The organism is Flavobacterium sp. 9 (genome assembly GCF_002754195.1).
In the GTDB taxonomy this organism is placed as follows: domain Bacteria; phylum Bacteroidota; class Bacteroidia; order Flavobacteriales; family Flavobacteriaceae; genus Flavobacterium.
Map to the genome: position 1 here is coordinate 2,278,611 of NZ_PEEU01000001.1, position 13,506 is coordinate 2,292,116.

General features: G+C 32.1%; 11 protein-coding genes. All 11 read right to left on the bottom strand.

What is annotated here, in order from left to right:
- Nucleotides 1-152 precede the first annotated feature (152 nt).
- Nucleotides 153-761, bottom strand: a complete 609-nt coding sequence (locus tag CLU81_RS27220; protein WP_099709517.1) for an acyltransferase — start codon at nt 759-761, stop codon at nt 153-155.
- Nucleotides 762-817: 56 nt separating this feature from the next.
- A complete protein-coding gene (locus CLU81_RS09050) occupies nt 818-2,092 on the bottom strand; it encodes a nucleotide sugar dehydrogenase (protein WP_099709518.1) in 1,275 nt (424 codons plus the stop codon).
- 54 nt (nt 2,093-2,146) lie between these two features.
- Nucleotides 2,147-3,112, bottom strand: coding sequence for an SDR family oxidoreductase (locus tag CLU81_RS09055; RefSeq protein WP_099709519.1), 966 nt, complete (start codon nt 3,110-3,112; stop codon nt 2,147-2,149).
- A 191-nt stretch (nt 3,113-3,303) separates the two neighbouring features.
- On the bottom strand, nt 3,304-4,374 hold the full coding sequence (locus CLU81_RS09060; protein ID WP_099709520.1) for a Wzz/FepE/Etk N-terminal domain-containing protein: 1,071 nt from the start codon (nt 4,372-4,374) through the stop codon (nt 3,304-3,306).
- Between the two features lie 9 nt (nt 4,375-4,383).
- Entirely contained in the window at nt 4,384-6,819 is a 2,436-nt protein-coding gene (locus tag CLU81_RS09065) for an SLBB domain-containing protein (protein ID WP_099709521.1), read from the bottom strand.
- 49 nt (nt 6,820-6,868) lie between these two features.
- Nucleotides 6,869-7,915, bottom strand: a complete 1,047-nt coding sequence (rfbB, locus tag CLU81_RS09070; RefSeq protein WP_099712715.1) for a dTDP-glucose 4,6-dehydratase — start codon at nt 7,913-7,915, stop codon at nt 6,869-6,871.
- Nucleotides 7,916-7,922: 7 nt separating this feature from the next.
- Nucleotides 7,923-8,930: a mannose-1-phosphate guanylyltransferase gene (locus CLU81_RS09075; protein WP_099709522.1), complete on the bottom strand. Its 1,008-nt coding sequence runs from the start codon at nt 8,928-8,930 to the stop codon at nt 7,923-7,925.
- A 31-nt stretch (nt 8,931-8,961) separates the two neighbouring features.
- Nucleotides 8,962-10,245 carry a nucleotide sugar dehydrogenase gene (locus CLU81_RS09080; RefSeq protein WP_099709523.1) on the bottom strand — a complete coding sequence of 428 codons (1,284 nt, stop codon included), beginning with the start codon at nt 10,243-10,245 and terminating at the stop codon, nt 8,962-8,964.
- A gap of 301 nt (nt 10,246-10,546) precedes the next feature.
- On the bottom strand, nt 10,547-11,011 hold the full coding sequence (locus CLU81_RS09085; protein WP_099709524.1) for a UpxY family transcription antiterminator: 465 nt from the start codon (nt 11,009-11,011) through the stop codon (nt 10,547-10,549).
- Between the two features lie 84 nt (nt 11,012-11,095).
- Complete coding sequence (locus tag CLU81_RS09090) at nt 11,096-12,487, bottom strand: UDP-glucose 6-dehydrogenase (RefSeq protein WP_099709525.1); 1,392 nt, start codon at nt 12,485-12,487, stop codon at nt 11,096-11,098.
- 25 nt (nt 12,488-12,512) lie between these two features.
- Entirely contained in the window at nt 12,513-13,496 is a 984-nt protein-coding gene (locus CLU81_RS09095) for an SDR family oxidoreductase (protein WP_099709526.1), read from the bottom strand.
- Nucleotides 13,497-13,506 lie beyond the last annotated feature (10 nt).

A 13,506-nucleotide genomic window follows, 5' to 3' on the forward strand; every position in this document is an offset into this window, starting at 1 on the left:
AATTCTGGAACGGAGTCATAAACAATAAGCATACTCATTCACAATATTAAATAAACACTGCTTGTATAGCAATATTTAGATTGGTTAAATTTTATACGAAATTTTAGCTTTTATAGTATCTGTTTGAAATACTTTTCTTTGAATCTATTAAATCAATCTTGAAAATTTACACTCTTTAACACACGTGCGGGGACTCCTACTGCAATAGAAAAATCAGGAATAGATTTTGTTACAACTGAATTTGCTCCAACAATTGAATTCTTACCAATTTTAACGTTTGCAAGGATGGTTACGTTTTGACCAATCCAAACATTATCTTCAATAATAATTGGCCCTTTTGAATCTAATTTCCTTAGTGAAGGGGGAGTGTTTATATCTCTAAAATCCATGCTTCCATGAGAATGATCAGAAATAAATACATTACTTGCAATTAAAACATTATTTCCTATTACTATTTTATTTATCGCAACTAACTGACAATTTGGATTTATTGTAACATTTTCACCTATTATTATTTCGGGTTCATACGAATATTTTTGATACCTACTTATAGCTTGAATCCTTAAATTTTTTCCACTGTCGAAGTTTTTGCCAATTATAATTTTATCTAATCCTATTGCTTTTACTGGAAACTGAAAACGAGCTATCCCATTGACTTCCTTTAATTTCTTACTTAAAGAAATCGAAAGTAAAGAATTAAATAAATAAATAAACTTCAAAAAAAGATTATAACTAAAAAAAAAAGATAAAAATTTAAGCATATGTAATTTAAAATAAATTAGATAAATAGTTAAACATACCTATTCTCTGATTTTTATTATAGTTTTCCGTCTACTCCTTCTGACAAGATTCCTTTAACATCATAAAGAACCCCACATTCCTTTTGCAAAGACTGGGTATTAATAGTCAAAAACTCTTTATGTGCTACTCCTAAAACTACTGCATCAAATCGTTCAGTAGGTAAAATCGCGGTTGTTACTAAATCATATTCATGTTTTACTTCTGATGGATTTGCCCATGGATCATAGGTGGTTACTACAATACCATAATCCTTCAAAGCTTCAATGACATCAACAATTTTTGTATTACGCACATCAGGACAATTTTCTTTAAAAGTAATTCCTAACATCAATAAATTAGCCCCTTTTATAGAAATGCCCTTCTTAATCATCAATTTTACTACTTGTGAAGCTACATACTCACCCATACTATCATTTAATCTACGACCAGCCAATATAATTTCAGGATGATACCCAAATTCCTGTGCACGTTGCGCTAAATAATACGGATCAACTCCTATACAATGCCCTCCAACCAATCCTGGTTTGAAAGGCAGAAAATTCCATTTGGTACCTGCTGCTTCCAAAACAGCATGCGTATCAATATTCATTAAATTAAATATTTTAGCCAATTCGTTTACAAAAGCAATATTAATATCACGTTGTGAATTTTCAATTACCTTTGCAGCTTCGGCAACTTTAATGCATGGTGCTAAATGAGTTCCTGCCGTAATAACACTTTTATACAACTCATCTACTACGATACCTATTTCTGGAGTAGAACCTGCGGTAACTTTTAAAATTTTTTCAACTGTATGTTCTTTATCTCCTGGATTAATTCTTTCTGGAGAATATCCAGCAAAAAAATCAACATTAAAAACTAATCCGGATATTTTCTCCAGTACAGGCACACATTCTTCCTCTGTAACTCCTGGATATACTGTAGATTCATAAATTACAATATCTCCCTTTTTTAAAACCTTCCCAACTGTTTCACTTGCTTTATAAAGTGGTGTTAAATCAGGTCGGTTATTTTTATCAACAGGTGTTGGCACAGTAACTATGAAAACATTACATTCCTTTAAAACTTCCAAATTATCTGTACAAAAAAGCCCTTTTTGATCTGAAAACTGATTGACTAAGACAGCCTGAAGGATATCATCTTCTACTTCAAGAGTACTGTCATGACCTCTATTTAATTCTGTAATTCTGAATTTATTTATATCAAAACCCACAGTAGAATATTTAGTAGCAAATAATCTGGCCAACGGAAGTCCAACGTAACCAAGTCCAATAATCGCAATTTTTTTCATGATAAATCTAATTCTTAATATAACCAACTATTCAATAGATTGATCCTTAAATTTTTATTTTAAATTATTATAGTACCAAGTAACAGCTTCTTTTAAACCATCTTGAATGGAAAAATGAGGTTGATATCCTAATAAGGCTCTAGCTTTATCGATACTAGCCAAAGAATGAGGAATATCTCCCGCTCTATTAGGGCCGTGAATTACTTCAACATTAGCTATTTTCGCATCAAAAGTCGATAAATTTTCCTTTAATAAACCGACTAATTGTTTCAGAGTCGTTCTGTCTCCATAAGCCGTATTATAAACCGTATTAACTGCCGTTGGATTTTGAGTAGTCATAGCCAACTCATTCATTTGAATTACATTATCGATATATGTAAAATCTCTGGAGTAATCACCATCTCCGTTAATTACAGGACTTTCATAATTCATCAATTGCATAACAAACTTAGGTATCACAGCTGCATACGCTCCGTTTGGATCTTGTTTTCTTCCAAACACATTAAAATATCTTAGTCCAATGGTTTCCAAACCATACGTTTTGCTAAAAATTTCAGCATATAATTCGTTAACATATTTTGTGATAGCATAAGGAGAAAGTGGTTTTCCAATAACTTCCTCTACTTTTGGCAAACCAACTGAATCTCCATAAGTTGATGAACTAGCTGCGTAAACAAATCTTTTTACTTTAGCATCACGTGAAGCAGTAAGCATATTTAAAAACCCAGTAACATTGACATCATTTGTTGTAATAGGATCATTTATAGAACGAGGTACTGAACCCAACGCAGCTTGATGTAAAACGTAATCCACCCCCGCTACAGCTTTTTGACAATCCGATAAATTACGGATATCCCCTTCTATCAATTCATATTTAGAATCATCTAAAAAATTTATCAAATTTTTTCTATTCCCTGTTGAAAAATTATCTAAGCAAACTACTTGATAACCTTTATTTAAAAAGTACTCAGATAAATTGGACCCAATAAATCCAGCTCCTCCTGTAATAAGTATTTTCATTAATTTTTGTTTTTATATTTTGAAAACATTTGCGTAATCTTTTATTTTAGGTAAACTTTTTATATTTTTATCAAGAGCACTAAAAAGTTACTAGATCTTCTTCCTATTACCCATTATTTCTAAATACTTTACATCGTTTTTACCTCCTTAGAATCCTAACAACTATCTGGCTTCGGTTAACTATCTTAAATCTATGACGCCCTAAATATCTTCCTTACAATCAAGAATAGAACTATCAAAAAACTCGCTAAAAATCCACCTAGAACAATTCCTTTGATTTTTCCAAAACGTTCTTTTACTAAAGGTAAAATTGGTTTGTCAATTATTTGTATCAAGGGAGTATCTCTTCTTAATGTAACTTTTGCCAACTCTGTCTGTTTCACTAGCTCTGTCAGTATAGCAGTATTTGCCTGAACATCGACTTGTCGACGAGCTGATGGTGTTTTACGCACATTTAAAGCAGGGTTTAAATTAAAAGTATTATCTGTTGCAACCGCTACTCCTGTAATTGCAGCATTTAACTCTCCTCTAATTGAATCTGTTTGTCTTTCAAGAATAGCCATATTAACTCTCGCTTTCTCACTTTTAGTAGAAATGTAAAAATCAGAAACCTGTTTAGCCAAGCCTTCACAAAAAAATTTTGAAAAAAGTTCATTTGTAGACGCAACATCTATACTAATTATCGAAATTTTTTTATCTTTTTGAGCTACTGACAAACCTTTTTTTGACAAAGCAGAATACATTTCACCCATTATACTATCTTGATCTCTACTAAACTTTCGACGATCCGCGTTAGGCGGAAATTGAATATTCACGAATCTTGGATTATCTTCCCATTCTTTTCGCCATTTGTTGTTCTGAATATACATTTCACCCAAAGAAATTACTTTTCCCTTCAAATTAACAGGCATCAATAGAGTCTTTTCGACCATTGATCGAGATTTAAAAAGCTCTGCTAAATTAGATCCAGAAAACATTCCTCCACCACTACTTCCACCAAGATCAAGCCCTAATGAACTAACCAATCCTAGAGCACTCCCCAATCCTCCACCTCCAGATTTGTCATCTTCCAAGGCGAATGACAAAGTGGCTGTATAAATTGGCTTTTTGATAAAAGCATACGTTAAACCAATGCTTCCACCCACCACTCCGGCTAACATAATTATTCTCCATTGAGAAAGCAAATAACCATACCATTCTTTTGCTTTTTCGAATAATTCTTTCAACGAAATTTCGTCATTTTTAATAGTTTCGATATCCATTAAAATAATCTATTTAAAAGCTGTTACAATTAATAATGCTAAACTAGTGATAACACTGCCTATACTGACCCATTCTCCTGTAGTCATTCTATTAGTTTCAGGTTTTTCTGGAACGACAATTTGAGAACCTGGCGCCACTGTTGGATAAGATCTGAAAAACAAAAATGATCCTGTCACTGAAGCTTTACCATTTGGATAAATAATATAAGCCTTTTTCTTCCACCCCTTACTGTCTGCTCCTCCTACGGCATTAATATAGTATTTAAAACCTTTTCCTCTTCTGTAAGGAATTTCAGAGGTAAGCAAAACATTCCCTGTTACCTTTACACCTTCATTAAAAGTTGCGACTATAATTTGATCCCCCGGAAACAACGTAACATTTGAATAGTGATTTTTATCTTTAACAATCTTTTCCCAATTAACTGGTATAGTTGCAAATTTTAAATCTTCTTTCAATTTTCTTGCTAATTTATCATTTGAATCAATAGAGTCATTTTTAGATTTATTCAAATTTAAATCTACACTTTCAATCTGATCAATTTGATCTTGATTGATTGGTCTTTTAATTTTCACCCCATCAATATCAGCAATTGATGTAATTCCACCTGCTCGCATTACAACATTATAAACAGTTTCTTTTTTATTTGCTAAAACATACTTTCCTGGATACGTAACAGCTCCACTAACAACAACCATCTCAGGTTTTTCATAAACAGCAATTCTTCTAATATTAATAACATCAAAAGGTTTTAGAATAAAATTTTTAATCTGTTCATTATTTCCCGCTGTAATTTCAAGTTCTAAAAGCTCAATACGTTTTGGATCATTCTCATCTATCACATCAGATTTAATCATTCGTGCAATTTCAACTCTTTTAGATGCCGAACCCGTTAAACCACCAACTTGGACAACCAAATCATTTAATGTTAAATTTTCAAAATATTCATATACTCCAGGATTTTTAACTTCTCCGTCAATAGTCACTTTATACTTTTCTCTGAAATCCAAAATAGAATAAACCGTCAAAATATCTTCTCTTTTTAACTCTAAATCAGCGTTTAAATCTCCTGATAAAGCAGCATTTAAATCCACGTTTACAATTTCAGTAGTCAAATCAGATTTTAAACGAATAATTCTGGCTCTTTTTGTATAAGCATCTTCTTTAAGCCCCTCTGCTCTGGTAATAAGATCTGAAATCCTCATACCTTCATTGTAAGAATAATAGTCAGGTCTAAAAACGGCTCCATCAATTTTAATACGGTTTTCAAACCTATTTAAAATTTTAGTTACTTTAAAAACATCTCCAGACTGAGGTAAATAAGAATTATATTCACTTTCGTTTATATCATGAACTTTAAATTCTTTTCCTGTTTTTTGCATCACACCCACAGAAGCTGTGTAAGCAAATTCATTAAATCCCGATGCAAAATTTAGCAAATCGGTAAAAGTCTCTCCCTTTTTTATTTCAAAAATCCCGGGGCGTTTTACTTCTCCATTAAGAATTACGCGTTGACTATAAGTAGGAATCCTAATGACGTCATTATCTTTTAAGTTGACATTATCTGATTGGTCTCCTTTTACCAAAAATCTATAAATATCAATATTTTTGTAAACTTTATTATTTCTAATTAACTCAATATTTCTGTAACTGCCATTTTTACCAGGACCTCCCGCCAAATGTAAAGCGTTGTAAACTGTAGCTAAAGATGATATTGAATAATTACCTGGCTGTTTACCACCAACAACAGTAATTTTTATTGTACGTATTCTACTCAAACTAACGCTTACTTGTGATTGTCCAGATCGAACAGAACTGTAAACCTTTGCAATCGACGCTTTAATTTTTTGTGTCGCTGCTTCAACCGTGATTCCCGAAACTGCAATCTGTCCAACATATTGAATACTAATTTTACCTTCAACACTTACTGGAATACTAGCATTATATTCCTGAACTCCATAAACGCTTACTTGTAACTCATCACCTGGTCCTAAGATATAATTCATTGGTGTTGCCAATTTTAGATCTGGCTCAAAATTTAAACTAGGATTATCAAAAAGTTCAGATCCGAAAATTAAAGCATTGACAGAATCTTTAACTTTGTTATTGACGATTTTTGCTTGATCCCTTCCAAATTCTGGTTTACTATTCTTAGTCTGATTAGTATTAGAAATATTCCCGGATGTATTGGTTAGATCTTGTAACTTAATTTTAAGTTTGTCAAACTCGTCCTGACTCATTCCTTTAGATAGCGCTATTGGTTCAGCCTGATCAATAGTCATATTGTTACTCTGTAATTGTGCAGCAATTTTGACAAGATCATCTTGAGACAAATAATCGACTTTAATAGCACTTAGATCTTTAGATTGAAGTATGCCTTGGGCATTAACAGTTATAGACGTTAATAAACCGAAAAACAGTATAAGAACGCAAGTTATTTTTTTCATATGAATTATATTTTTAACCTAAAAAGATTTAAAACAGAGATTTAGATATTTATGAATATTGCTTTTGATAATATTCTTTATAGATACCTGATGTGACATTTTGCAGCCATTCCTCATTATTAAGATACCAATTAATCGTTTTTTCTAAACCCTCTTCAAAAGTTACTGATGGTTTCCAACCTAATTCTTTATTAATTTTTGAAGCATCAATTGCATATCTTAAATCGTGTCCTGGTCGATCCTTCACGTAAGTAATCAACTCTTGGGATTTGCCTTCTGATCTACCCAATTTTTGATCCATAATATTACATAGCAACTTTACTAAATCAATATTCTTCCATTCATTGAAACCTCCAATGTTATAGGTTTCATGATTTTTCCCATCATGAAAAACTAAATCAATTGCAATTGCGTGGTCTTCTACAAATAGCCAATCACGTGTATAATTACCATCTCCGTAGACTGGCAACGGTTTATTATTAATTATATTATTTATAAAAAGAGGGATTAATTTTTCCGGAAAATGGTATGATCCATAATTATTAGAACAATTTGTCAAAACATAAGGTAAACCATAAGTTTCACCATAAGCTCTTACAAAATGATCTGAACTTGCTTTTGACGCAGAGTAGGGTGAATTTGGATCATAAGATGTCGTTTCTGTAAAAAGTCCTTCTGCACCTAATGAACCATAGACTTCATCCGTACTTATATGATAAAAACGCTTACCTTCAAAATTATCTTTCCATTGATTCTTCGCTGCGTTCAATAAATTCATTGTTCCGATAACATTTGTCTTAACAAATGATAATGGATCTTCAATAGAACGATCAACATGAGATTCTGCAGCCAGATGTAAAACCCCATCAAAATTATGAATAGAAAAGAGATCATTTATAAAAGTTTCATCTACGATATCCCCTTTTACAAATGTATAGTTAGCATTATTCTCAATGTCTTTAATGTTTTCAAGATTTCCTGCATATGTTAACGCATCTAAATTATAGATTTGATATTCTGGATATTTATTAACAAATCGTCTTACGACGTGTGAACCAATAAAACCTGCGCCTCCTGTTATAAGAATTTTTTTCATTTTCATATTAATTTAATAATTCTGAGTTTTGTCTTTCTAATTCACCATATAAATCTTTTACATCTTGCGAGTTCTCTCTTTGTAAGATTAAATTTGCGCTATCTGTATAAACAAAAATAGTGTTTTTCAATCCTAAAAACGCAGTGTACTTTTCGGTACCGATAACCATATTTCCATTATTATCAATAGAATGTCCTTTTGAAACCAGATAATCGTAAACTGATTCAAAAGATCCTAAATCAGACCAAGAAAATGCAGCAGGAACTACCTTGATTTTTTTACTACGCTCCATAACAGCATAATCAATACTAATTGATGGAATTTCTAAAGACAAATCTAAATCTAGAAAACCTTCTTTACTTGCCTCCCAAACTGCTTTAGATTTTTCATATACATCTGGTTGGAATTGTTTTAATTCATCAAGAAGAACTCCAGCTTTAAAACAAAACATTCCACTATTCCATAAAAAATTACCTCTCGCTATAAACTCTTTGGCTGTTGTTTCATTTGGTTTTTCACGAAATGACAAAACTTTATCTCCTTTCGATTCTATATATCCATAACCTGTTTCAGGCTTAGTTGGAATAATCCCAAAAGTCACAATAAAACCATCTTTAGCTTTTAAAATAGCTTCATCTATAGCTTTATTGTAATCCTCCATTTTTTCAATAATATGATCCGAAGGAGTTACAATCAAAATATCTTCCGGATTAGAGGCAAATGCAGCAAAAGCAATTGCAGCAGCAGTATTTCGTGGAGTAGCTTCAACAATATTAGTATAAGTCGTTTTAGACTTATCCATTACTGTCCCACTTAGACTATGATTATCAACATTTCCAACAACCATGACTTTATCCGCCAAATGGCTATTACGATCAACTGTCATTTCGAATAAAGATTTACCTTCAAACATTTCCAAATATTGTTTAGGCTGACTTCTTCGCGAAAGCGGCCACAATCGACTGCCTATTCCACCAGTTAGAATTACGTGTATGATTGAATTGTTTGTTTCCATTTTTTTTAAATAAAAAAAGAACTTTTATTTACTACAACCTATTATCTGCTATAGCTCCTAAAACGCCTTTTACATCATATAATAAACTATTTTCTTTCTGTAATTCTGAAAAATCCAAGCTTAAAAATTCACTGTGAGCAACTCCCAGTACAATAGCATCAAACTTTTCTTTTGGGACAGAATTTACAGTTTCTAAACTATATTCTTTTTTAACTTCATCAATATTAGCAAGCGGGTCGTATAATGTAACAGTTATCCCATATTCTTTTAATGACCTTACAACATCAACAATTTTTGTATTTCTTACGTCAGGGCAATTTTCTTTGAAGGTAATTCCTAGCATTAAAAGATTAGCACCATTAACTGAAATCCCTTTTTTAATCATCAACTTAACGACTTGCGAAGCTACATATTCTCCCATACTATCATTTAGACGTCGGCCTGCCAAAATTATTTCTGGATGGTATCCAAATTCCTGAGCACGTTGCGCTAAATAATAAGGATCTACTCCAATACAATGTCCGCCAACTAAACCAGGTTTAAAAGGCAAAAAATTCCATTTTGTTGCAGCTGCAGTTAGTACTTCATGCGTGTCAATATTCATTAAGTTGAATATTTTAGCCAATTCATTAACGAAAGCAATATTAATATCGCGTTGTGAATTTTCAATAACTTTAGCAGCTTCAGCAACTTTTATTGTGGGTGCCAAATGTGTTCCTGCAGTTATTACAGATTTATATAAAGCATCTACTTTTAATCCTATTTCTGGCGTTGATCCTGAAGTTACCTTCAGAATTTTTTCAACAGTATGTTCTTTATCGCCCGGGTTTATTCTCTCTGGTGAGTAACCTGCAAAAAAGTCTTCATTAAATTTTAACCCTGAAATTTTTTCCAAAACCGGAACGCATTGTTCTTCTGTAACTCCGGGGTAAACAGTTGATTCGTATATTACAATATCTCCTTTTTTTAAAACTTTACCTACAGTCTCACTCGACTTATATAAAGGTGTTAAATCTGGGCGATTATTTCGATCTACGGGAGTCGGGACAGTAATTACAAAATAATTACAATTTGCAATATCATTTAACGAAGTCGTACAATATAATCTTGTTTCAGCATTAGACTGATCGACCAAAACTTTTTGCAAAGTTTCATCATCGACTTCCAATGTTGTATCTGTACCTGATTTTAAAGATGCCACTCGTGACTGATTTATATCAAATCCAACAACGGAATATTTCGTAGCAAACAATCTCGCTAAAGGTAAACCAACGTAACCTAAACCAATAACCGCTATTTTAATATTTTTATCCATTTTTATGTTCTTTTTTAACTAATTCAGTCATTAAAACTCACGGCTTCGCCCTTCTGAATCACAAAATTTGATACAGATTCCTAAAAACCAATTTCGGCAAATATAACATATTAAGTCAATTTATTCAATACGCTTTCCCGTAATCCTATAAAAACGGACTAATTAAACAAAACCAGCTTCACCAATCTACTATCAATCAGTCTGTAAAAAATTACATTATAAAAAAAACAGAAAAATAAATTCTCAAATTAAAGAATTCCATCTTCTGTTTTTAATTGAAAATAGTTAAACTATAACTACTTTATTTATATTTTATTTTAAGGACGCAGCCTAAAGATTCTAAAACTAATGTATAATATGTGTTTGATACCTCCTGAACAATAGCATCCTGATTACTGAAAGCTCCGGCTTCTATTTTTATACGATCTCCAACCTGAATTGAAGTAACTGATATATCACTTATGTTTGGAGCTTTAAGACTTGTTTTTATACTGTTAATCTCTTCATCACGGACGATCGCAGGTTTCCCGAGCCAAAATAAATAACGTACTACTCCGGATACTTGAAAAACAGAATTACGGTCAATATCTGCCAATTGAACAAATACATAGGAATTAAAAAGAGGTACTTCAACCTTTTTCTTACGATCTGACCATTGTTTCATCTGGATAATTAATGGACAATAACACTCAACACCTATTTGATTCAACTTGTCGGCAACTTTTTTCTCCCATTTAGGCTTTGTATACACTACATACCAATTCATCTTTTCTTTTTATATTGAAATAAAACTTTCAAACCCATCCATTCTTTTCTCATTTCGTACCAAATTTATCCCAATAATTTTTATCTAAGAACCTATTCCTTTGTAAATAAATCCTATTGATTCCATTTCTTTTGAATTCAATATATTTCTACCATCAAAAAGAAACGCAGGCTTATGCATTGAGTCATAAATTTTTTGCCAATCATAAGTTGCAAACTCGTCCCATTCTGTTAGAATTGCAACTGCATGCGCGCCTTTACAGGCATCATATGCATTATCAAACGTTACAACTTTTGAATTATTTTCCTGAGCAGATCTTGTTTCTAAATAATCCAGATCATTTAACATTTTATTTCTCGAAACTTTCGGATCATAAACAGCAATTTTTGCCTGCTCATTAATTAGATCATCGGCTACATAAATTGCTGCAGATTCTCGTGTATCATTCGTATCCTTTTTAAAAGCCCAGCCTAAAAAAGTAATCTTTTTATCTGCAACCGTATTATATAAGGTTTGAACAATCTTATTTGAAAATCTTCTTTTTTGATGATCATTCATTATAATAACCTGTTCCCAATAATCAGCAACTTCTGTTAATCCGTATGATTTTGCAATATAAACTAAGTTCAAAATGTCTTTCTGAAAACAAGAACCTCCAAATCCAACCGAAGCTTTTAAAAACTTTGATCCAATACGGCTATCCATTCCTATTGCCTTTGCTACTTCATTAATATCTGCACCTGTTTGTTCACACAATTCAGACATTGCATTTATAGACGAAATACGTTGCGCTAAAAATGCATTTGCTGTAAGCTTAGACAATTCTGAAGACCAAACATTTGTAGTAAGGATTTTATCTTTACTAACCCAGTTAGCATATACATCAACCAGTGCATTAATTGCCTCTTCACCTTCTGGTGTCGAATCTCCACCTATTAAAATTCTATCTGGATTTAATAGATCTGTAACCGCAGTTCCTTCAGCCAAAAATTCAGGATTAGATAAAATCTGGAACTGAACTCCATTTCCTGTATTATCTAAAATACTTTTTATTGCTTCAGCTGTCCTCACTGGAAGGGTTGATTTCTCAACAACAATTTTATTCTGCTTAGCCACTTTTGCAATTTGTCTGGCACAAAGCTCTATATATTTCAAATCTGCAGCCATTCCTTTTCCTTTACCATAAGTTTTGGTTGGCGTATTAACTGAAATAAAAATTACCTGAGCTTCATCAATTGCTTTTTCAACTTCTGTCGAAAAGAAAAGATTTCTCCCTCTTGCTTCGGCTACTATTTCTGAAAGTCCAGGTTCATAAATTGGAATATTATCTGTGTTTGGATCATTCCAGTCTTTAATTCTTTGTTCATTCAAGTCTACAACTGTCACTTGAATATTTGGACATTTTTGAGCAATCACTGCCATTGTTGGACCTCCAACATAACCTGCTCCAATGCAACAAATTTTTGTAATTTTCATTTAATTTACTATTATCTTGATCCTTTTATTTCAAATTATTCCAATACCAAATCACTGCTTCTTTCAAGCCATCTTGTAAAGAATATTCAGGATTGTATCCCAACATTGTTTTTGCTTTATCAATACTTGCCAATGAATGTGGAATATCTCCCGCTCTACTTGATCCATAAACAATTTCCACATCAGCAATTTTAGTATCAAACTCGGCTAAATACTTTTTTAAATATCCAACTAAATCATTTAATGTATTTCGATCTCCAAAAGCCGTATTATAAACTGTATTAATTGCATTAGGATTTTGAGTTGTTATTGCCAGCATATTCATCTGAATTACATTATCTATATATGTAAAATCACGCGAATAATTTCCATCACCATTAATTACTGGACTTTCATATTTCATCAATTGTGCAACAAATTTAGGAATCACTGCAGCATAAGCTCCATTAGGATCTTGTTTTCTTCCAAATACATTGAAATATCTTAAACCAATAGTTTCTAATCCATAAGTTTTACTAAAAATCTCAGCGTACAATTCGTTTACATATTTCGTAATTGCATATGGAGACAAAGGTTTTCCAATTACATCTTCAACTTTTGGCAATCCTACCGAATCTCCATAAGTAGATGAACTAGCTGCATATACAAAACGTTTTACTTTTGCATCTCTTGAAGCGACTAGCATATTCAAAAAACCTGAAACATTTACATCATTTGTAGTTATTGGGTCGTTTATAGATCTTGGAACAGAGCCTAAAGCTGCCTGATGTAAAACATAATCTACATTTTGAACTGCTAAATTACAATCTTCAATATTCCTAATATCTCCCTCAATTAGTTTAAAATGTGGATTATTTATAAAATCCTTCAAATTATAATGATGTCCTGTCGAAAAGTTATCTAAACAAATTACTTTATAGTCGAGTCCTAAAAAATACTCACACAAATTTGAACCAATAAAACCCGCTCCTCCGGTAATTAGAATAGTATTTTGGTTTGACGTTTTCATTTAGTTCAGA

Bases quoted from the DNA above. Each gene is read 5' to 3' on its own strand.
- CLU81_RS09095 (WP_099709526.1), bottom strand. From the start codon at position 13,496: ATGAAAACGTCAAACCAAAATACTATTCTAATTACCGGAGGAGCGGGT.
- CLU81_RS09055 (WP_099709519.1), bottom strand. From the start codon at position 3,112: ATGAAAATACTTATTACAGGAGGAGCTGGATTTATTGGGTCCAATTTA.
- CLU81_RS09060 (WP_099709520.1), bottom strand. From the start codon at position 4,374: ATGGATATCGAAACTATTAAAAATGACGAAATTTCGTTGAAAGAATTA.
- CLU81_RS09075 (WP_099709522.1), bottom strand. From the start codon at position 8,930: ATGGAAACAAACAATTCAATCATACACGTAATTCTAACTGGTGGAATA.
- CLU81_RS09065 (WP_099709521.1), bottom strand. From the start codon at position 6,819: ATGAAAAAAATAACTTGCGTTCTTATACTGTTTTTCGGTTTATTAACG.
- CLU81_RS27220 (WP_099709517.1), bottom strand. From the start codon at position 761: ATGCTTAAATTTTTATCTTTTTTTTTTAGTTATAATCTTTTTTTGAAG.
- CLU81_RS09085 (WP_099709524.1), bottom strand. From the start codon at position 11,011: ATGAATTGGTATGTAGTGTATACAAAGCCTAAATGGGAGAAAAAAGTT.
- CLU81_RS09050 (WP_099709518.1), bottom strand. From the start codon at position 2,092: ATGAAAAAAATTGCGATTATTGGACTTGGTTACGTTGGACTTCCGTTG.
- CLU81_RS09080 (WP_099709523.1), bottom strand. From the start codon at position 10,245: ATGGATAAAAATATTAAAATAGCGGTTATTGGTTTAGGTTACGTTGGT.
- rfbB (WP_099712715.1), bottom strand. From the start codon at position 7,915: ATGAAAAAAATTCTTATAACAGGAGGCGCAGGTTTTATTGGTTCACAC.
- CLU81_RS09090 (WP_099709525.1), bottom strand. From the start codon at position 12,487: ATGAAAATTACAAAAATTTGTTGCATTGGAGCAGGTTATGTTGGAGGT.